This window comes from Emticicia sp. BO119 (genome assembly GCF_013912375.1).
In the GTDB taxonomy this organism is placed as follows: domain Bacteria; phylum Bacteroidota; class Bacteroidia; order Cytophagales; family Spirosomataceae; genus Emticicia.
In genome coordinates this window covers 338,039-358,132 of the sequence record NZ_JACETV010000003.1, presented here as the reverse complement: position 1 = coordinate 358,132, position 20,094 = coordinate 338,039, and the positions used below count along the sequence as shown (strand labels likewise).

16 protein-coding genes are annotated in these 20,094 nt (G+C 40.8%); 7 read left to right on the top strand and 9 right to left on the bottom strand.

The genetic code is table 11. The features are described 5' to 3' along the window. Window positions 1-168 precede the first annotated feature (168 nt). Window positions 169-948: a hypothetical protein gene (locus H1R81_RS12895; RefSeq protein ID WP_181841136.1), complete on the bottom strand. Its 780-nt coding sequence runs from the start codon at window positions 946-948 to the stop codon at window positions 169-171. Window positions 949-1,410: 462 nt separating this feature from the next. On the opposite strand from H1R81_RS12895, the gene H1R81_RS12890 reads away from it, so the two are divergent. Beyond that, window positions 1,411-2,121, top strand: a complete 711-nt coding sequence (locus tag H1R81_RS12890; protein WP_181841135.1) for an RNA ligase family protein — start codon at window positions 1,411-1,413, stop codon at window positions 2,119-2,121. Further along, window positions 2,109-3,221: an AAA family ATPase gene (locus H1R81_RS12885; protein WP_181841134.1), complete on the top strand. Its 1,113-nt coding sequence runs from the start codon at window positions 2,109-2,111 to the stop codon at window positions 3,219-3,221. Before H1R81_RS12890 ends, H1R81_RS12885 begins: the two co-directional genes overlap by 13 nt. A 20-nt stretch (window positions 3,222-3,241) precedes the next feature. On the opposite strand, the gene nspC is transcribed toward H1R81_RS12885, so the two are convergent. From nspC to H1R81_RS12860, 5 genes are all read right to left on the bottom strand, one after another. Further along, on the bottom strand, window positions 3,242-4,378 hold the full coding sequence (gene nspC, locus H1R81_RS12880) for a carboxynorspermidine decarboxylase (RefSeq protein ID WP_181841133.1): 1,137 nt from the start codon (window positions 4,376-4,378) through the stop codon (window positions 3,242-3,244). A gap of 478 nt (window positions 4,379-4,856) precedes the next feature. Further along, window positions 4,857-5,678, bottom strand: coding sequence for an energy transducer TonB (locus H1R81_RS12875; protein ID WP_181841132.1), 822 nt, complete (start codon window positions 5,676-5,678; stop codon window positions 4,857-4,859). 447 nt (window positions 5,679-6,125) lie between these two features. Next, a complete protein-coding gene (locus tag H1R81_RS12870; RefSeq protein WP_181841131.1) occupies window positions 6,126-6,866 on the bottom strand; it encodes a hypothetical protein in 741 nt (246 codons plus the stop codon). Window positions 6,867-6,946: 80 nt separating this feature from the next. After that, window positions 6,947-8,161 carry a saccharopine dehydrogenase family protein gene (locus H1R81_RS12865; RefSeq protein WP_181841130.1) on the bottom strand — a complete coding sequence of 405 codons (1,215 nt, stop codon included), beginning with the start codon at window positions 8,159-8,161 and terminating at the stop codon, window positions 6,947-6,949. Between the two features lie 575 nt (window positions 8,162-8,736). Continuing rightward, on the bottom strand, window positions 8,737-9,924 hold the full coding sequence (locus tag H1R81_RS12860; protein WP_181841356.1) for a phosphoglycerate kinase: 1,188 nt from the start codon (window positions 9,922-9,924) through the stop codon (window positions 8,737-8,739). 513 nt (window positions 9,925-10,437) lie between these two features. Here H1R81_RS12860 and H1R81_RS12855 point away from each other — a divergent pair. Both H1R81_RS12855 and H1R81_RS12850 read left to right on the top strand, forming a co-directional pair. Continuing rightward, entirely contained in the window at window positions 10,438-11,280 is an 843-nt protein-coding gene (locus H1R81_RS12855; protein WP_181841129.1) for a hypothetical protein, read from the top strand. 161 nt (window positions 11,281-11,441) lie between these two features. Next, entirely contained in the window at window positions 11,442-12,596 is a 1,155-nt protein-coding gene (locus tag H1R81_RS12850) for a hypothetical protein (RefSeq protein ID WP_181841128.1), read from the top strand. A 56-nt stretch (window positions 12,597-12,652) separates the two neighbouring features. On the opposite strand, the gene H1R81_RS12845 is transcribed toward H1R81_RS12850, so the two are convergent. Beyond that, a complete protein-coding gene (locus H1R81_RS12845) occupies window positions 12,653-13,930 on the bottom strand; it encodes a glycosyltransferase family 4 protein (protein ID WP_181841127.1) in 1,278 nt (425 codons plus the stop codon). A 259-nt stretch (window positions 13,931-14,189) separates the two neighbouring features. On the opposite strand from H1R81_RS12845, the gene H1R81_RS12840 reads away from it, so the two are divergent. From H1R81_RS12840 to H1R81_RS12830, 3 genes are all read left to right on the top strand, one after another. Beyond that, a complete protein-coding gene (locus H1R81_RS12840) occupies window positions 14,190-14,681 on the top strand; it encodes an RNA polymerase sigma factor (protein ID WP_181841126.1) in 492 nt (163 codons plus the stop codon). Then, window positions 14,678-15,307 (top strand): hypothetical protein, encoded by a 630-nt coding sequence (locus H1R81_RS12835; protein ID WP_181841125.1) that lies wholly within the window; start codon window positions 14,678-14,680, stop codon window positions 15,305-15,307. The genes H1R81_RS12840 and H1R81_RS12835 overlap by 4 nt, the downstream gene beginning before the upstream one ends. Before the next feature lie 165 nt (window positions 15,308-15,472). After that, window positions 15,473-16,678 carry a sorbosone dehydrogenase family protein gene (locus tag H1R81_RS12830; RefSeq protein WP_181841124.1) on the top strand — a complete coding sequence of 402 codons (1,206 nt, stop codon included), beginning with the start codon at window positions 15,473-15,475 and terminating at the stop codon, window positions 16,676-16,678. A gap of 79 nt (window positions 16,679-16,757) precedes the next feature. On the opposite strand, the gene H1R81_RS12825 is transcribed toward H1R81_RS12830, so the two are convergent. Then, window positions 16,758-18,272, bottom strand: a complete 1,515-nt coding sequence (locus H1R81_RS12825) for a lipopolysaccharide biosynthesis protein (RefSeq protein WP_181841123.1) — start codon at window positions 18,270-18,272, stop codon at window positions 16,758-16,760. Window positions 18,273-18,275: 3 nt separating this feature from the next. Next, on the bottom strand, window positions 18,276-19,829 hold the full coding sequence (locus H1R81_RS12820; protein WP_181841122.1) for a glycoside hydrolase family 10 protein: 1,554 nt from the start codon (window positions 19,827-19,829) through the stop codon (window positions 18,276-18,278). Between the last annotated feature and the right edge of the window lie 265 nt (window positions 19,830-20,094).

Sequence of the window (20,094 nt, the reverse complement as noted above, 5' to 3'; positions counted from 1 at the left end):
TCGTAGGAGGAAGGCCTTTTTTTGTGGGAGTAAATTAAGTATGGAGTCAGAAGTTTTACTAAATTAATTAGATATTATATGGTTTAATTGAAACGTATTCGCATATGGAAAGTAAAAATTAATGCGATTTAGATCTTGTTTTTAAATTTGATGTAAAGAAAATAAGTATTATGTTAATAAATTTGGTAGACTTTCATTATTCGATAACGTGTTAATTTTACCATTACTAGATAAGTTTTGTAACATTGAAATAGATTGCATGAGTTGCTCTTCAAGCAGTTTACCATTTGCTAAACCTCTGTTTTCTAACTTTATTATCTTGTCAGAAATTGATAAAAATTTGTCAAAGGCCTTTTCAATTCTATCCAGTTTATCAAGTTCAAAATCCTTTTTTTGAAGTTCTATGTCATTCAATGTTTTTATTTTCTTTCTTTCTTCTTCTAATGCCTCTGATTTAGCTTTTTCAATAGCTAACTTTAGTTGCATTTTATCATGAGTGCTTGAAATCTCACTATTCCGTATCTTCCAGAAGTTTTCAACCATTTTAACAATTGGTTCCAAAGTAATTATATTGGTCACTAATTCTTTTGTAGTTTTTATAACGCTTTCTTTTCCTTCAAAACCAATTTCTCCTGGAGAAGCATAGAAAATATGACTGATTTGCAATTCTTCAGCTGGCCTCAAGTAATAATGTAATCTGGCCTCCTTATAAACGTATTCTCTGGTTCTTGAACTTTCAAAAGATTCTATTTTTGAATCGAGTTTACTAATTACTGAGGATAATTTATATAGAAAGTCAACACTTTTAAATATTTGATCGAACTCAAATGCTCTCCAATCTTTATCAATAAATATCTTAAAAGTTTGATTTTGTGAGGAGTAAATTCTTCTAATTGATTTTGTATCAATTAGAAGGTATTTTTCAAAATATGCTATCCAACTTTCCAATTCGATTTCATTTTTTATAGAGTTATCTTTTCTGTATAAATCAATACTATTGGATAAGTTTGAAATAAAACTACTTAAACGTTCTTCATTTTTTTTGGAGATTGAGAGATAATCAAGGCCAAGAGTGATTAGTTGCAGTTTAGTTAATTTTTTTTGCGTTATATATTTAAGTTAAAATGTTCTTATATTTTGTATTGAAACAAATTTAAGTATTTCCAAATGTTTAGCAAGGATTATTTATTATCAGGAATTATATGGTTTCGTACGATGAATTAAAAAACTTAGAATTGGTAATTTTTAAAAGGTGATTAAAGATTTTCTCCCTACCTTTACAAAAAAATCATTAATAATCTCTACAATTCTTGAGAAACCATGTAACGCGTATCCAAACATCATTGACCGCAACTTGCTGAAAATCAGCAGGCTGCAATTGTATTGTTTAGGATTTAAATGAATTACAAAATGGCAATTTCAAGAAAATATGGAAGAACGTACCATTATCCGTTTTCTCCGGGTACAACTTCCGACGATAGAATCAATTATAATTATTGGAACGATTTCCAACAGATACCCCGCATTGTACACACCGAAAAACTCGACGGTGAAAACAATTGCCTGTCTCGCTATGGTGTTTTTGCGCGATCGCACGCTACCCCAACCACCTCACCATGGACACAACAGATACGCCAGCATTGGGAACTACTAAAAAATGACTTAGGCGATTACGAGATTTTTGGCGAAAATCTCTATGCTATTCATTCAATTGAATACAAGAGACTACCCGCTCATTACTTCGTCTTTGGCATCAGGCAATTAGACTATTGGCTATCCTGGGAAGAAACTCAGTTCATCGCCCAACTATTCGATTTACCAGTGGTAAATGTCTTGGGCGAAGCAACCATGCCTATGCCTCAACAAGATTTTGAGACAGATATTTTGGCAAAAATTACGTGCCCAAGCACCTTTGATTCGTATGATGTAGCTACGCAAAAACCATGTACTATAGAGGGTGTCGTAAGCCGTAATAAGGCAGAATATCCGGTTGATGATTTCTCTACGAATGTACTGAAATATGTAAGAAAAGGACACGTAAAAACCGACGAGCACTGGACACGCAACTGGAAACGCGCATCCCTGCTCCACGAAAAAGGAGATGAAACATGTGGCAATTAAGCAAAAACAAAACATGGGCGCATCTTTACGAAACCTTTTCGTGGGTGCGAGATATGCGAGGCGTACCACAGGATACCCGCCATCATGCCGAGGGAGATGTGGAAGTGCATACCCACATGGTAGTAGAAGAACTTTGTAAGCTACCTGATTTTCAGCAATTAGATACTCAGGCGCAGGAAATTCTATGGGCTTCGGCTTTGATGCATGATATTGAGAAGCGTTCAACGACAGTGCTCGAACAAGATGGCAGCATCACATCCAAAGGACATGCGAAGAAAGGAGAGAAGACAGTCCGGCAAATATTGTATCGGGAAATACCAACACCTTTTGCCATCTGTGAAGCCGTTGCCAAACTGGTACGCTATCATGGCCTACCATTATGGATTTTTGAAAAAGAGAATCCCGAAAAAGCCCTCTTTCAGGCAAGTCTGGAGGTGAATACCCAATGGCTCATGCTTCTGGCAAAAGCTGATGTATTAGGTAGAACGTGTGCCGATAAAGCAGAGCTATTATATAAAGTCGAACTATTCAAAGAGTTTTGTATAGAGAAAGACTGCTGGGGCAAACCCAAAGTATTTCCATCCGATTTAGCAAGGTTTGAATATTTCAATAAAGAAGCCCGCAGTGCCGATTACGAACCTTATCAGGATAAAGACAGCTTTTTTGAGGTGACTATCTTATCGGCTTTACCGGGTACTGGTAAGGATACTTATATTCAGAAGAATCTGCCTGATATACCTGTGATTAGTCTGGATGATATCCGAAGAGAACTGAAAATCAGTCCAACTGATAGGGATAATAATGGAAAGGTAATACAGCTGGCCAAAGAGCAGGCTCGTATTTATTTGCGAAAGAAGCAATCTTTCGTGTGGAACGCCACCAATATCACCCGCCAGATGAGGCGACAATTGATAGATTTAATGATTACTTATGGGGCATTTGTGCGCTTGATATATCTTGAAGTACCCTATCAGCAACTGCTTAAACAAAACAAAAATCGGGAATATGCAGTATCGGCTAATGTTTTAGAGCGCATGATAGAAAAGCTGGAAATACCACAAGCTGACGAAGCACATGAGGTAATTTATGAAATAGGATAGGCGTGAGCCTATCCTATTTTCTATATCCTATCCTTATAAGTCCTGAATCCAAACGATTTCAACAACTGAAACTCCTCACTCTCTTTCCAGATACCTATAGAGGGTAGGCCGACGCCATTGAAAGTGGTGGTTTTTACCATTGTGTAGTGAATCATATCATCGAACACGACGTTGTCACCGATTTTCAAAGGCTGGTCGAAAGAATAATCGCCCATAAAATCTCCTGCGAGACAAGTCATGCCGCCCATGCGATAGGTTGGCTTGCCCTCTACTGCATCAGTAGCTCCCCAGATACGTGGTTTGTAGGGCATTTCGAGGGTATCTGGCATATGGGCGGCAAAAGATACGTCCAGAATTGCCACGTCAATGCCTTGGGCATCTACAATGTCTAAAACGGTTGAGACTAAATAACCCGTTTGCCAGCCAATAGCCGAGCCGGGTTCAAGAATCACTTCAATATTATAGGTTTCTCTTAAGCGTTTAATCTGCTTTATCAGGTGGGCGTGGTCATAGCCCTCACGTGTCATCAGGTGGCCGCCACCTAAGTTTAACCATTTAATCTGGTGTAATAAATCACCGAATTTCTCTTCGATATGCACCAGCGTGCGCTCTAATGTATAAGAATCGTTTTCGCAAAGGGTATGTGAGTGTAAACCCTCGATGCCTTCGGGTAGTTTTTCACTCAGTAAATCGCGGGTAATACCCAGCCTTGAACCGACAATACATGGGTTATACATATCGGTGGCTACTTCGGCATATTGGGGGTTTATTCTCAAACCACAAGATATTTTTCTGCGGTGTTTCTGTATCTGTGGTTTAAATTGATTCCATTGGTTTAGTGAGTTGAAGGTGATATGGCTACTATAACGCATCATATCGGTAAACTCATCTGGCTTGTAAGCCGGGGCGTATGTATGTGCCAGACAACCCATTTCTTCTACAATCAAGCGGGCTTCGTTTAATGAACTGGCTGTTGCACCTGAAAGGTATCTGGCTACCGTCGGGAAAGTGGCATACATGGAGAAGCCTTTCAGTGCCAGTATAATCTGCGCGCCTGATTCGGTCTGTACACGGTTTAATAATTCAAGATTCCGACGTAATAGTTTTTCTTCTAAAACATAAGACGGCGACGGGATTTTAGCTATGTCAATGGGCATTTTCTATCATAAAGTCTATTCAATGGCAAAATTACTCATTTTCTGGGAGATTAGAGGGATTTGAATGGTTTAGCAGAAATATAATATGACTATTTGCGCTTATAGGTTACTATTACGGAAACAACTTTTAATATACCGTCCCTACGGGACTTAGAAACTTTGGGTTTATAATTATCTACCGATATATTATCCCTATGGGATACAAACGCAAAATCATTAAAAAATTTTAGCATGAATTGTTATTAAAAGCCCCTACGGACGATATATCGGTAGAAATATAACTAAAGCTTGCGTTCATATCCCGTAGGGATGGTATATTCTTTGCACGATATTAATTTCAATTTGTTCCCCCTCAAAAAAAACAGTCCGGACGAAAATCATCCGGACTGTCGGTATTACCTCAAATAAAAAAAATTTTGACGAAATCGAAATGAATCATTCCGGGGGGCTTCGGGGCATTAATTGTGTGCTCATGTTGCTACTCAAGTTTAAATGTGACTGGTATGGTAAATTTCACTCTCACGTTTCTGCCGTTTTGTTTTCCAGGAATCCACTTGGGCATCAGTTTTACAACTCTGGTTGCTTCTTCGTCGAGACCAAAACCTACCCCTTTTGCTATTTGTACATCGGTAATACTACCGTCTTTTTCTACAATAAAACTCATGTAGACACGTCCTTCTACATTGTTTCTTTGTGCTTGTGAAGGATATTTCAATGCTTTTCCTAAAAATTTATACATTTCGCTTGCACCACCAACAAAAGTGGGCTGTATCTCTACGTGCAAAAATGTTTCGTTGCTTTCTTCTATTTCTGCTATTTTTACTTCAGCAGGTGGAGCTATAACTGGCGGGGTTTCGGTAATAATATCGGTAGTTTCTTTGCCTTCTTTGTCTACATTGCTTATCACGGCTACTTCAAGTTCGGCCTGTGTTGGGGGAACTTCTTCCATTTCAGTAGTTTCTACAACTTTGGGCTCCATAAACTTTTCTTTTTTTACTTCTACAATCTCTTTTGGAGGTTCAGGCTCCGGAAGTGGTACAACGGGCGGTATTTCATCTGGTTTGATAAGTGAAGGATGTAAGTCTACTATAGTTACTTTTTCTACTTTCTCCTTCTGATGCGCAAAAATGTAAGAAGTAATAAAGAGTGCTGAAAAAGCCGTAATGCCAATCCACATGGCACGATTGACGGTGGATGTGTAAGACTTGCGAAGCTCATAAGCTCCGTAGTCTTTGTTTCGGTGCTCGAATAGTATCTCATCGAGCGTCACAGGCGTTGTTGCCGGAACGGGGGTTTCCATTTTTTTGTAAAGTTTAAGTTGAACATTTGTAGCTTTTGTTGGAACTACGATACAACATTAAGAAACAAAATTGATTCGTGCAAGGAAAATCTATAAATATTTAGATAATTATCTAAATATTTATTTTATCGATAATGTGAATAGATATTAATTAAGGAAAAGAAAGTATTCATTAAAATAAATGAGGAAAATAAGTAAGTGGAGGAGAAAGATATAGATTGTATTGTTAGATAATTATCTAAATTGGGAGAATAGTGATTTCGTAGAGCTGTGGTAACGACCAACCGAATTTATTGCGTCTTAACAGGTCTGTGAGACCCCAAAAATAGCCTTTGTAAAGATAATAGGTAATTTATACCCTTTGAAGAGGCATGGCATCTCTATAAAACCTAAAATCCCTTCTTCTGTAAATACAGAAAAAGGGATTTTTATACAAATAAACCTATCTTACAATGTATTATAATAATCTACCACTCTCGCTAAATCGTATTCGGTTCTGAAGGTTAGATTTTCTTTTTTAATAAAGGCTTCTATCTGGTCTTCTTTGTCGCCTAAAGCTTTTACAATAGATTTTTGCTTTAGTTTTGCTCTGCTTAATGTACCATCGGGCTTCTGGATAAAATACTCTGAATTATCGAGGTATTCGTCATAGCGGCGGTCAACATTTGAAACGGCCGAATAATTGGCCTTATTCATCATTTTACTTACGTATTTGAGCAATGAGGTTTTGTTTTTATAAAGTACCATCAGGTAAGCTACCGGTACTATGCCGCCTTCGGTTTTTAATGCTTCAATCTTTACAAAAGGAAAACTTGCGTTGTGTCTGGCATCGTGTAAGATGAAGCCCGTAATCTGATTGGGATTGACAACGATTGAATCGCCTACTGAACGTTTAAACAATAATTCTTTGTTCTGGGAGTCATATTTGAGTGGCACTGTTTTTGGTGCTTTGGTATTTTCTTTCACAAAAACCAGTTCGCCCGAAAGCCATTCGTCTATAAAATACTTTGAGCCTTTTGTGCCTTCGTAGCGCAGGTCGTAGGCTCCCATAGTGGTGAGCGTTCCGGCCGGAAGGCCGTTTGTGCGGGGCATATTATTGGTGGCTATTGCTGTAAGCACATTGGTTTCCTGTGCCAGTACAGCCGTAAAACTAAAGCAGAGCATGGCTGCAAAAGAGATAGCTTTCATCAGATTTTCAGGTTTATGTAATGCAATATACTCATAAAACGAAAAAAATCCGCTAAGTGCTTAGCGGATTCTGTATTTTATTAATATTCGTGCGGTAAAGGGATATTTACTTTTTCATGCCAGGGCAAACCTTGCGTATTCAGTAAATCCATAAATGGGTCAGGATTCAGTTCTTCGCAGTTCCAGACACCCGGTTTCTGCCACTCGGGGTTAGTTAGCATTAACATGGCACCAATCATGGCCGGCACCCCTGTGGTATAAGAAACGGCCTGCGCTCTTACCTCGCGGTAGCACTCGGCGTGGTCGCAGTTATTCCAAACGTAGTAGGTTTTATCATTGCCTTCTTTGTCAATACCTTTAATCTGGCAACCGATTGAGGTCTGGCCTGTATAGTTTTCGCCCAAGGTATCAGGCGCAGGTAATACTGCCTTTAAGAATTCTAAAGGCACAATGTCCATTCCATTGAATTTCACGGGGTCGATGCGGGTCATACCTACGTTCTGAAGTACTTCGAGGTGGGTAAGGTACGCCTGTCCGAAAGTCATCCAGAATCTGGCGCGTTTCAGTGTCGGGAAGTTTTTTACCAGCGACTCCAGTTCTTCGTGGTATAATACATACGATTCTTTTGGCCCGATGCCCGGATAATCGATTGATTTATGAATAGACATCGGCGGAATTTCTACCCATTCGCCATTTTCCCAGTAACGGCCATTCTGAGTAATTTCGCGGATGTTGATTTCGGGGTTAAAGTTGGTAGCAAAGGCTTTGCCATGATTTCCGGCATTACAGTCGATAATATCCAGGTAATGCATTTCATCAAATTGGTGCTTATTGGCATAAGCGCAGTAAACCTGCGTAACGCCGGGGTCGAAACCACAGCCGAGGAGTGCCATCAATCCGGCTTCTTTGAAGCGGTCCTGATAGGCCCATTGCCAGCTATATTCAAATTTGGCTACATCTTTTGGTTCGTAATTGGCTGTATCAAGATAGTGCACGCCCGTTTCGAGGCAGGCATCCATGATGGTTAAATCCTGATAAGGAAGTGCTACGTTAATAACCATTTTTGGCTGAAAGCTCTTAATGAGTGCAACCAACTCAGGCACATTGTCGGCATCGACTTTAGCAGTTTGTATTTTCACGCCGTGCATTTCCTGAATATCGGCGGCAATTTTATCACATTTCGATTGTGTTCGGCTTGCCAGTAGAATTTCGGTAAAAATATGGGAGTTCATGGCACATTTATGCGCCACTACACTGCCGACTCCACCGGCACCAATGATAATTACTTTTGACATTTGTATGTATTAGAGGATGAGTGAATTTTACTTATATGAACTAAGTAAATCCGCTAAAGTTTAAAACAAGGCGCAAAGATAATGGTTTCGGAAAAAAGAATGCGTAATTGTGTATTGTTTTTCAGTGAAGAATGCAGTTGACGATGAGAAGATTTTGGCTAAAGCCAATAGGACTGTTATCAATTTAATATCCCACCAGCTAAAGCTGGCGGCAATTGAATTATTCAATTGCCACGTGGAGTGCAATGCTCTGAGCACCCTTACAAATATTACCGTTAGATAAAAAAAGAATAAATCTTTAGCCAACCTGCATCTTTTTGCCTCTGAAATGCGTTATAGAAGTATAGAATTAAATCCCAGACCTTTATTACCATGCAAAAAACTACAAAAACTGAATCGCCCGTGAAGTATGCAGAGCTACTATTAGTGGGCATACTTACGCTTGTTGTTGCCGTTGGACTTTATTTTACGAATGTGAAGCTTTGGTAAAATAAACTGACTGATGGAAAGATATTAAAAAGCCCCTGTTTCTCAGAAACAGGGGCTTTTGGTTTATGGGCCTTTTTAAACAGGCTCTATTCCAAAGCGGCCACACCAGGCAAAGTTTTGCCTTCCATATATTCTAATAAGGCACCGCCACCTGTTGATACATACGATACGCGGTCGCCATAGCCGGCATTGTTGACGGCTGAGGCTGAGTCACCCCCACCAATCAATGAGAACGCGCCGTTTTCTTCGGTTGCTTTTACTACGGCTTCTGCAATGGCATTGGTACCCACAGCAAAATTAGGGAACTCAAAAACACCCATCGGGCCATTCCAGAGAATTGTTTTTGATTTCTCGAGAATATCGCTGAATGTTTTAATGGTATCAGGGCCAATATCAAGTCCTTCCCAATCGGCAGGAATTTGCCCGGTGGCTACTATTTGTCTGTTGGCATCGTTTGAGAATTTATCGGCACAAACATTATCAGAGGGTAAAATGATATTCACACCTTTTTCTTTAGCTTTTGCCAATATTTCTAATGCAAGCGGTTGTTTGTCGGCTTCTAACAAAGATTTGCCGATTTCGCCGCCTTGTGCTTTGGTAAAGGTGTAGGTCATACCTCCACCGATAATCAGGTTATCTACTTTATCTAACAGGCGCTCGATGATCAGGATTTTATCCGAAATTTTAGCTCCGCCCATAATGGCTGTAAACGGACGCTCGGCGTGTTCTAATATTTTCTGTGCATTGTCAATTTCGGCCTGCATTACGTATCCACAAACACGGTCTTCAAAGAACTGGCCGATAACAGCTGTTGAAGCGTGGGCCCGGTGGGCAGTTCCGAAAGCATCATTTACCCATACATCACCTAATTTCGATAGTTTTTCTGCAAAGGCTACATCACCTTTCTCCTCTTCCTTATAAAAACGTAAGTTTTCAAGCAATAATACCTCGCCCGGTTTGAGGTTGGCTGCTTGTTCGGCAGCAGATTCTCCGATACAGTCGTCAGCAAATTTTACCTGCAAACCCAATATGACTGAAAGCGGATTAACGAGGTGTTTCAATGAATATTTTTCTGTCGGCCCATCTTTCGGACGCCCTAAGTGAGACATCAGGATACAGGCACCACCATCTTTTAAAATCTTCTTGATTGTTGGTATTGTTGCAGTAATTCGAGTGTCATCCGTGATTTCATATTTTTCGTTCAGAGGTACGTTGAAGTCAACTCTAATGAGGGCTTTTTTGCCCGAGAAATCATAAGTATCTAATGTTTTCATCATTGATAGATAGAAAGTGAGTAATAAGCCTGAGCAAATGAGTAAATTTACTCATTCTTTTTTCGCTCAATCTTTTTTGGGGTCAGACGATTTTAGTAGGACAAATATAAATTTTCTTTTCGCTAACATCACGAAATTTTACTACGATTCTTTTAGTAAATACCAAAAAAACTTTTAATAGTTATATTTTTTCTTTGGTTATGAAAAATATTATTTTGTGTAACAACTATTTTGAAGTTTTGAGCGTCTTTGAGTTTGAGACAGGGGGGAGATTCATGGATTGGAGGGGAAAGATAATCTGGGGGTAGATTTATTGAGGGAAACCAATTACTTACCGCCAGGCCAAATCTGAGAGATTTGTCTGGCTGATACCTGATAAGAAAGCAGAATGTGGTTCACCTAAAGCTGATAGCCATTGAATCGGCTGATTATCTCTCTCAAAAACAATATTTTAGTTTCAGAGGCTTTCGTCGGTCTCTTTTTTTGTAAATTTGAACTCATTTCTACTATATTATGAAATCAGTTGTACTTTTAGCAGGGTTTTTATGGTGTTCACTGGTGGCTTTCGGGCAGGAGGAAGACGAGTATTACAGACCGCCGAGCCAGAGAAGTGATGTAAGAAATAATGCGTATCCGAACCTTGACCGTAAGTCTGTCAGTTTATATTTAGGAGTAGAGGGTGGTATGGAGTTTAACCAGTCGACGCTGGCTAATAACCTTGATGGGTTGATTGGAAAAGAGAAAGGAAAAGATTTATACTGGGGGGTGGTTTTAGGTTATAATAATAATGATACGTGGTCTATAGAAACCGGATATTATAAGAATCCTACGTTTCTGGTACAGTCGGTAAGCTCGGGCAGGTCTATTCCTTATGTGTATCGATTCGGAACAGGATTACAGACTATTCCGGTTCGCTACAAACGGAAGATTCTGACCATTGACCCTATTACTAAAAATGCGACTATTCATGTAGGAGCGGGGGTATTGCTTTCGCCGGATGCTAAAAATAAAAAAATAGGAGAGCGTAACTTTGTGGGTACATCAAATACGCCTCAGAAAAGAGATACGCTACGGTTGCAGAGTGAGGCTTTTCTGAGCCAGAGAGGTGTAGCCCAGGCAGAGTTTCTGGTTGAATTACATGGGAGAGTGTCAAATTCGTTATCGTTAGTGGTTTATGCCAGAGGGAATATTGCACCCAAAGGGCTGATACGGTCGGAAGTTGATTATTCGGTTAATGGGGTAACGATTGATAAAGCCCGGCAGCTATCTAATGGAATCAGCTTTAATTTCGGGCTGGTGTTCAGATATAATCTGATGCGTGGGTATAAATATTCTGATAAGGAGAGTACGGAGTAAGGCATTTTGATTAAAATCAATGCTGGCATCAGAGGGCTATTAATTTAATTACCTCCTGCTAAAGTTTGAGGCATTTGATTTAAAGAATGCGCGTTGTCTTCTTATTTTCATTTCTGTTATTATTGCTCTACCTTTGCAAGGCTTTAAATGAGCCCTGATTCATGTCTGATAATTCTGAAAAAAGACCCCCTGTCGTTACGATTATTAACCGTCATTATCCGCCTAATCCTGGTATTACCGGAGAGTCGGCATGGGATATGGCTAAATATCTGATTGAGAAATATCAGGCGGAGGTACACATTGTACATATTGACCGGACTTACGATGGTGGCGGACAGATACGCCAGCCTATTGGTATTCTTCACCCGGTCAGCACGATTTATGAGGGGAAAAACAGTTTTTTGAAACTGCTGTCTGGCACGTTAGACGGGCTTTTTCTGGTTCTGAAAGCCAGAAGGCTGAATAAGGGAAAAGTAATTGTGATGACAAGCCCACCCTTGCTGCCTTTCTGGGCTATGTGGTTTCTGAAAGATTGGGTGTTATGGTCGATGGATTTATTCCCTGAAGGATTTGCTGCCGCCGGAACTATTAAACCTACAAATTTTATATACAGGTGGGTACTGAAAAAAACGTATCAGAAGCCTCCACAACATCTGATTGCTTTAGGGCCTAATCAGGCAGTATTTGTAAAAAAAAGTTATGGGCAGGAAATACCTACTACGATTCTGCCTTGTGGGGTATTGTTTCATCAGGAAAATGACCTGAATGTGCCTGACTGGAAACAGGCCGACGGCAAAATTTACTTCGGCTATTGCGGCAATTTAGCCAAACCTCATTCTGACGAATTTCTGCTGAGATTTATTGATAATATTGATACCCAAAAGCACCATTTGATATTAGCCGTTTATGGCGAAAAGGCAGACGGCGTATTAGCCTACGCCCAAAACCGTGAAGGCATTACGATTCTGAAAAGTGTACCCCGAAGCCAGTTACATTTTATTGACGTGCATTTAGTGAGCCTTTTACAGGAGTGGACACATATAGCTGTGCCCTCGAAAGCGGTAAGCTCTATCTGTGCGGGAGCGAGTATGTTATTCTGTGGCAGCAAAGAGGCCGATACATGGGCTTTATTGCATGAAGCAGCGTGGCTGATAGAAGAAAACAAGCCATTAGATAGACAGATAAAGAGCTTTTTATCGGAGTTGACTGTGGCCAAAATGCAGCAAAAGAGATTGAATGCACAGGCATTGATGGGGAAGTTACAAACGATGGTGGTGGAGGCGTATGAGGATGTGCGAGGTTTGGCAGATGAATGAAAAAAAAACGGATTGTAGAGACCTAACGGGCGGTGAAACGCTGGTATATTCTGCAATTAATCTGTTAGTCTCTTATATATACCCAGATACTTCTCTTTCACGACTTCCTGCGAATAATTCTCTATGACCTTTCTCCTTGCATTGTTGGCTAAGGTTTCAGCATCTGCCTTAAATAATACCCATCTGATGCCCTCTGCAAAATTTTCGGCTGATTTGTATCTGGCCAAATATCCGGTTTGCTGGTGTGCAATCATTTCGGGGATACCGCCTACTTCAAAACCTACTGCGGGTGTGCCGCAGGCCATGGCTTCCATGATAGTATTCGGCAGGTTTTCCTGAATGGACGGGATCGTGAATACGTCAGCCGCTGAATAAATCAAAGCAATTTTTTCTGCATCTGCTATTCGCCCTAACGCATGGGTTCTGAAAGGGAGCGTTTTATTGAGTTCTGGATCACTTTCGCCTAAAATTACTAATTCAATTTCGTCTGGCTTATCAATGTGTTCTTTTAATAGTTGCAGAGACTCCTGGAAATAGCTGAATCCTTTCCAGATAACTGTCACCTTTGCTGCCGCAAATAAAATAAGCTTCTTATCAACAGGCAGATTCAGCTTTATTCTGGCTTCTGCTCTTTCCGTTGGTTTAAAAACCGTTATATCTAAAGGATTCGGAATAGCACCGATAGACAGGTTTTTAAACAAACTGCTTTTGCGTGCTCTGTTGGCTAACCATTCACTACAACCGATTATCTGAACAGGAGGGAGTTGAGTTGTATCTCCAAAGATTTCATTTTTGCGTTGCCACACCTTAGCCGATAAATCATCAGGGGATGGAGTCCGCAGATAAGGGAGGCAATTGCCACAATGATCCTGATAATTCTCGCAATCACCACTGTGATGACAACCACCTGTAAATGCCCACATATCATGTAATGTCCAGACGATGGGCTTGCCTAAGCTGAATAGTTTTTTGAGTGAAGTGATGGAAAGAAACCCGAAGTTGAGCCAATGTAAATGCAGAATATCAGCTTCTTGCACTAAAGGGTGCTGCGAAATGTCGATGCCTGTATTGGCAGGAGAGAACGCGAAGCGTACTTCTTTGGTTTTTTCATATCGGTGGAAATATAGCCGTTCGGCCATGAAACGGGCGAATGCCATTTTTTTGTCTAACCAGCCTTTCGCAACCGCTTCTACATCGGGTCTATTGCGTTTCTTTTCTTGTACTAATAGTCTGGCTTCTATGTCTTTTTCATGTTCTAAAACCGAAAGCAACCGCAAACAGGCAATGGCCGCGCCACCCATGCTATCGTCGGTATTTATGAGAAGGATTTTCAAGAAATAGTTGCTTGATTATGAGTGCGAATTACGTGAATTTTTGGCATATCTTTAGCAGGTGGAGAGGTGTTATTTACCACAGAGTGTCACTGAGTTAGAGACGGAGGTGCACAGAGTTGTCTCACCTGAACCCTTCGTGAAACTTAGTGTCTAACTTCGTGCACCTCTGTGGTTAAAAATTCCGTAATAAAAAAATCCTGACTAATATGTAAGTTTTTCCCTCAACCCACGACTAATTGTTTAAACAAAACATCAGCGAATGGAAAAGGATTTTATTCAATTGATTAATACAAACAGAGGCCTCATTTATAAAGTATGTAATCTGTATTGTCGTGACGACGACGATAAAAAAGACCTTTTTCAGGAGATTGTTTTGCAGTTGTGGACATCTTATCCGCGTTTCAGAGGTGAGTCAAAAAATACTACCTGGCTCTACAGAGTAGCACTGAATACGGCTATTTCCAATTTCAGAAAAGAAAGCAGAAAGCCGGAAAGAAGCAGTATTTCGGTCAGTGAGTTGCAGATTCCTGATATGGGTTTTTTTCAGAATGAGAACAACCATACAGGCTTGCTTCAAAAGGCTATTGAGCAGTTATCGGAGATTGAAAAGGCGATTATCATGCTGTATTTAGATGATAAAAGCTATGATGAAATCGCCGAAATCGTTGGCATCACACACTCGAACGTAGGGGTGAGGATTAACAGAATTAAAATCAAATTAGAAAAACTCATTAAATCTGACAGCATATGAATTTAGATGAATTGAAATCGGCATGGCAGGTCTACGACCAGAAACTACAAACTTCTCAGTTGCTAACTGAAAAACTGATTGTAGGTATGATTAAGGAAAGGTCAAAATCAAGAGTGGCACAGATTAAACGCGAGAATACCTTTTTCTTTGTGCTGATGGTATCTGAACTGGTGCTTTTAGGGGCAGTCTTTGTGGGTAATCCTTTTGATTTCATTTACCCAATCCAGTTTGTACCTTTTGTGTTTCTGGCTATAGGTATTATTATGGCATTGGTGGCTATTTTCAAGAGCAATGCTATTATAAATATGGATATGAACAGCACTACTCTGGGGGCGTTTCTTCAGCATGTGATTAGTGAATATGAGAAAAACAAGCGATTGGAACGATGGTTCGGGATACTGATGTTGTCTTCGGGCTGTCTGACGGTGCTGTCGTTTCTGCCTAATAAATTAGCGAAGCAAGCGCTGGTTTCTGCCCTGATAGATACGGCTATTCCGATGGGGATCTGTTTGGTTATTTACTTTCTGGCGTTTCGGTTCGGGCTGTTTAATAATCGTAAAAGTGAGGGGTTTAAAGAGGATTTACGTGAGCTGGAGGGATTAGCAAGGGAACTGGAGGTGGTTTAGGGATGTTAATTTTCAGTAGAGACGTAACGGTGCGCTGTTACGTCTCTACTGAAAAACAAATAACCAACTATCTACCCCACCTCTGGCATACTATTTTCGTATATTTCTGGTGTATTGTAAATTAATTAATTGTTTCGGTCGTTATGTTAAAAATCCAGAACTTATATGAAAAAAGTAATCATTCTAATCACTTTAGCAACACTTAGTACTTTGCTGGGCTTTAATTGTAAAATTAATTCAGACCCGACAGATGAGCCTGTGGATTCAACGGCTAATCCGGTTTCGAGAGAGTATCAGGCGGTTGTGGCTTTTCCGAATCTTACCTTCAGTAGCCCGGTTGAGTTTACCCATGCCGGTGATGGTACCAACAAGGTATATGTTATTGAGCAGAGAGGGGTTATCAGGGTATTTGATAATGTATCCACCACCTCGCAGGCAGCGGTATTTTTAGACATTGATGCCCGGGTAGATGCTGGTGGCGAAATGGGCCTGTTAGGGTTAGCCTTCCACCCGGATTTTAAAACCAATGGGTATTTTTATGTGAATTATAACCGCAATTCGCCAAGTCGGCAGACTGTTATTTCGAGATTCAGGGTTAACCCGGGTTCGCAGGTAGCAGATGCTAACAGCGAAAAGATTCTTTTAACCTTTGAGCAACCGTATTCCAACCATAATGGGGGTAAGTTGGCTTTTGGGGCTGATAGTTACTTATATATTGCTACGGGTGACGGGGGGAGTGGCGGAGACCCGCAAAACAATGCGCAGAACCGTAAAAATCTGCTGGGGAAAATCCTGCGGATAGATGTGAATGTGGCAGAAACGGAAAAATATACCATCCCTGATAATAACCCTTACCGGGGTAATACTGAGGGCTTTATGCAGGAGATATATGCGTATGGTCTGCGCAATCCGTGGCGATTCAGTTTTGATTCTGCCAATAATAATTTATGGGCAGGGGATGTTGGGCAAAATGAAGTTGAGGAGATAGATATTATTACCAAAGGGGGCAATTATGGCTGGAAGATCAAGGAGGCCAATGATTGTTATGGTGGAGGCACTAACTGTAATCAGGCAGGGTTGATAGCTCCGGTATGGTCTTACAAACAGGGGGCTGATGGCCGATCGGTAACGGGAGGAGTAGTGTATAGAGGGAAAAAACTGCCTGATCTGGTAGGGAAATATGTATTCGGAGATTATGTAAGCGGCAAGATATGGTCTTTGAAGTATGACGGCGCGAAAGCAACTGATAGTGGCGATATAATCGGTAATGTGAGTAGTGTTTCTGCCTTTGGTGAAGATGCTGATAAAGAATTATATATATTGAATTATAGTACAGGGAAGGTTTATAAACTTGAGAAGAAGGGAGAGTGATTATAATGCCCATTATTTGTAGAGACGTGTTGCATTGCAACGGCGAACCTTTACGTCTCTACAAATAATGTATAAACTTCTACCTCTTCCCAAACCCAACAACTGCTTTCCACAAATTCTTCATTGCCCCGTTCAATTCAGGAGAGACATTGCTCCAATAGATGATAACACCATAAATCAGGGTGATAGCCGTAGAACGGTAGGCTATATCAATCACGGTTTTGAATTTTGTGCCTTCGGTTATCGGTATCAGGCTTACAGCCAAACCAACCAGAACCATAATGAGTAATACTTTCGGAATATCAACCGTAAAAGGTTGCATACCTAATTTCCACCAGAGCAGGGCGTATCTTACGGCATTGTAATAAATAGTAGCCAACGCAAGAGCAAAGGCTGCGCCATTCATGCCGTATATGGGTATCAAAAGCCAGTTGAGAAAGACTGTCAGCCCGATAAGGCTGATCATGATGTAGGTATCGTAGCGATAATAGGGCGAGAGTGTCAGGATAGTACCGTTGAGCCCGGTGGCTAAATCGAATAATTTGCCTAAACTAAGGATAATAATTACCCATCTGCCTTCTTCAAAACCTGCCGGAAGAAACTCGAAAAGATTATCGAGGTTAAGATAAATGCCCAGGAAAATCCAGCAACCGACAATGAGCGAGGTAGTACAGCTTTTGCGGTAAATGGTATCAATGTTTTTGAGGTCATTGGCGGCGAAGGAGTCGACAATGATTGGTGCTGAGGCTTTGTTGAGGGCTAAGAGAGACATTCCCATGACGCTCCCGAAAAAGGCGGCTGTGCTGTAGACACCAGTTTCCTGCAAGGTTGTGATTTCTGCCAGCATGATTTTATCAATGTAGAGAATTATCATTGATGAAAAACCTGTCAGTATAGTCAGGAAACTATAAGTGGCAAATTCTTTCGTGAATCTGGGGGTCATCAACGAAAAATCCGGTTTCAAAGAAAAACCATCTAATCGTGTGGCTTTCCATATCATTGGCACTACATAGAACGACACCGCTAATACCCATACCCATATATACTGAGAGAAATCGAGCACCTTGAAAACTACCAGGAACAAGGAAGCCATAATGAGGAAACGTTGTAGAAACTGCGACAAGAAAGTGCCCGTTACGGTTTCGTAGAGGTTTTTGGCGTAATTATCAAACAGGTTAAAGAGAAGCGTGGCAAAGGTAATGGGTAAAAGAAAATAGAAACTGGTGGCGAGTAGGTCTGACTTGCCTTTACTGGCAATCATCCAGTCTTTCAGAAAAAATACACCGATACTGCAAAGGAGAAACCCAACCATGCCTATTGATAGCCCTAAAAACAGATAACCTTTATGACCCTGACGGGCATTGCGGAAATGAACAAAAAAGCGGCTTCCGGCGGCATTGAAGCCTAATGAAGAGAGCTGTACCATGACATACATATACGACAGCAATACGTTCAGCAAGCCGATCTCTTCTTTTTCGAAGAAATTGGGAAAAATAAAAAACTGTGAAATAAAGCCTACCAATACTCCTGCATAAGAGAAGATTGTACTGATAAAGGCTTGTTTTTTGATTACATTCATTGAGATAACCTGCATTCCTTATTTTACTTGTACAACATTACTCATTTCACTCTCATTGCTCAGGCGGTCGAGCGAGGTTACTACATAGGTATAGGATTTGCCTGGCTCATAATACCTGTCTGTATAACCCAATATGCCTTCGTTTCTGACAATGGCAATGATTTTTGAAGGGTTGTCAAGGTTTATTTTTTCGTTTTTATCAAACCTGTATAGAACAAAAGATGTGGGGTTATCACCATCTTTTGCCGGGAGGGCAGGGGCATCCCAACTGATGAGCATTCCTGCATCGTTCACCTTTTTTGCCTGTACGTTCTCGGGTGCGTTGGGTGGTATATTATCTTTCCAGGGCATGGCCGGAGGGAGTGCCGGATAAAAATACAGGTTGCGTAGTGAGTCGTTTACGGATAATTCGTTTTTGCTCAAAGGTTTGGCACTATAGAAAATACTCCCCGAAATCTGTGCTTTACTGCGGTTGTAGCGCACCTGTCGCGGAATCTGACTGGCTTTTTCCCAACCTGCCTCATTGCTGCCTGCTTTTACACGATACACCCCATGACCTATGTATAAATGCCTTTGGTAAGCGTTTTTTGTCCACCACTCAGCCAATACCCCATACGGGACTTTATTAAACTCAAAGCTAAAGTATATCTGTGGGGCAATGTAATCAATCCAGCCTTTTTGTACCCATTTTCGGGTATCGGCATAGAGGTTGTCGTAAGAGGTTTGTCCACCCTGTGTTTTTGAGCCGGTGGGGTCAACGGAGGCATTGCGCCATACTCCGACCGGGCTTATACCAAATTTTACCTTCGGTTTTATCTCTTTGATTCCGTCGCTGATAGCCTTGATAATGAGGTCTACATTATTGCGCCGCCAGTCTTCGATATTCGAAAAACCGTTTTTATTTCTTCTGAAGGTATCTTCATCTTTCAGCTTTTCGTTGGCTATGGTATAAGGATAAAAATAATCATCGAAATGGATACCGTCGACATCATAATTTCTGACTATATTGAGCACAATTTCGGTGATATACGCTCTTACTTCGGGTATGCCGAGATTAAACAACCGATAACCGCCATAGGTAAGAAACCATTCGGGTCTGGTATTAATGAGGTGGTCTTCTACAATGCTTTTGGATACTTTATGTGCGCCCCGGTTCATGTTGAGCCATGCATGGAACTCCATATTGCGCTGGTGGGCTTCATGAATCATAAAGGTCATGGGGTCATAGAAGGGGTCAGGAGCTTTGCCTTGTTGGCCAGTGAGCCACTCAGACCAGGGTTCTTTGCTTCGGGCATAGAAGGCATCAGCGGCGGCTCTCACCTGCACCAGCACGGCATTCATGCCATAGCTTTTCTGGCGGTCGAGCAGAGTTCTGAATTCTTGCTGCTGGGTTTCTGAGGGTAAGCCTTTGCGGGAGGGCCAGTCGATGTTATCAATGGTGGCGACCCACACGGCCCGGAACTCGCGCTTGGGTGCGGGCGACCGGGAAACAAACTCTTGGGTAATTTTTTTACTACAACCACTCAGGAAAGCATAAATTATAAGGTAGAAAGCAGCGTTTTTCAAATACATCTAAAATCAGTTTTGAAATTTATGTTCAAAATTAGATAAAAATTTAACCCAACGGCTAATTTTTGTTACTTTTGCTGTGTTTAGCAATAATACGTATAGAATTAACATTATTACGTATGCAGGATTGTTAATCTGTAGAGATTTATTTTGTGAACGAAATTTAAAATTCCTTAAATAAACGTTTAAAATGTATCGGATATTGGTAGAGAACTAACGGTTTGCCAGCGATGCATTCTATTTCCAGGGGTCTGTCAGGATACAAAGT

Bases quoted from the DNA above. Each gene is read 5' to 3' on its own strand.
- H1R81_RS12890 (WP_181841135.1), top strand. From the start codon at position 1,411: ATGGCAATTTCAAGAAAATATGGAAGAACGTACCATTATCCGTTTTCT.
- H1R81_RS12885 (WP_181841134.1), top strand. From the start codon at position 2,109: ATGTGGCAATTAAGCAAAAACAAAACATGGGCGCATCTTTACGAAACC.
- nspC (WP_181841133.1), bottom strand. From the start codon at position 4,378: ATGCCCATTGACATAGCTAAAATCCCGTCGCCGTCTTATGTTTTAGAA.
- H1R81_RS12875 (WP_181841132.1), bottom strand. From the start codon at position 5,678: ATGGAAACCCCCGTTCCGGCAACAACGCCTGTGACGCTCGATGAGATA.
- H1R81_RS12870 (WP_181841131.1), bottom strand. From the start codon at position 6,866: ATGAAAGCTATCTCTTTTGCAGCCATGCTCTGCTTTAGTTTTACGGCT.
- H1R81_RS12865 (WP_181841130.1), bottom strand. From the start codon at position 8,161: ATGTCAAAAGTAATTATCATTGGTGCCGGTGGAGTCGGCAGTGTAGTG.
- H1R81_RS12860 (WP_181841356.1), bottom strand. From the start codon at position 9,924: ATGAAAACATTAGATACTTATGATTTCTCGGGCAAAAAAGCCCTCATT.
- H1R81_RS12855 (WP_181841129.1), top strand. From the start codon at position 10,438: ATGAAATCAGTTGTACTTTTAGCAGGGTTTTTATGGTGTTCACTGGTG.
- H1R81_RS12850 (WP_181841128.1), top strand. From the start codon at position 11,442: ATGTCTGATAATTCTGAAAAAAGACCCCCTGTCGTTACGATTATTAAC.
- H1R81_RS12840 (WP_181841126.1), top strand. From the start codon at position 14,190: ATGGAAAAGGATTTTATTCAATTGATTAATACAAACAGAGGCCTCATT.
- H1R81_RS12835 (WP_181841125.1), top strand. From the start codon at position 14,678: ATGAATTTAGATGAATTGAAATCGGCATGGCAGGTCTACGACCAGAAA.
- H1R81_RS12830 (WP_181841124.1), top strand. From the start codon at position 15,473: ATGAAAAAAGTAATCATTCTAATCACTTTAGCAACACTTAGTACTTTG.
- H1R81_RS12825 (WP_181841123.1), bottom strand. From the start codon at position 18,272: ATGCAGGTTATCTCAATGAATGTAATCAAAAAACAAGCCTTTATCAGT.
- H1R81_RS12820 (WP_181841122.1), bottom strand. From the start codon at position 19,829: ATGTATTTGAAAAACGCTGCTTTCTACCTTATAATTTATGCTTTCCTG.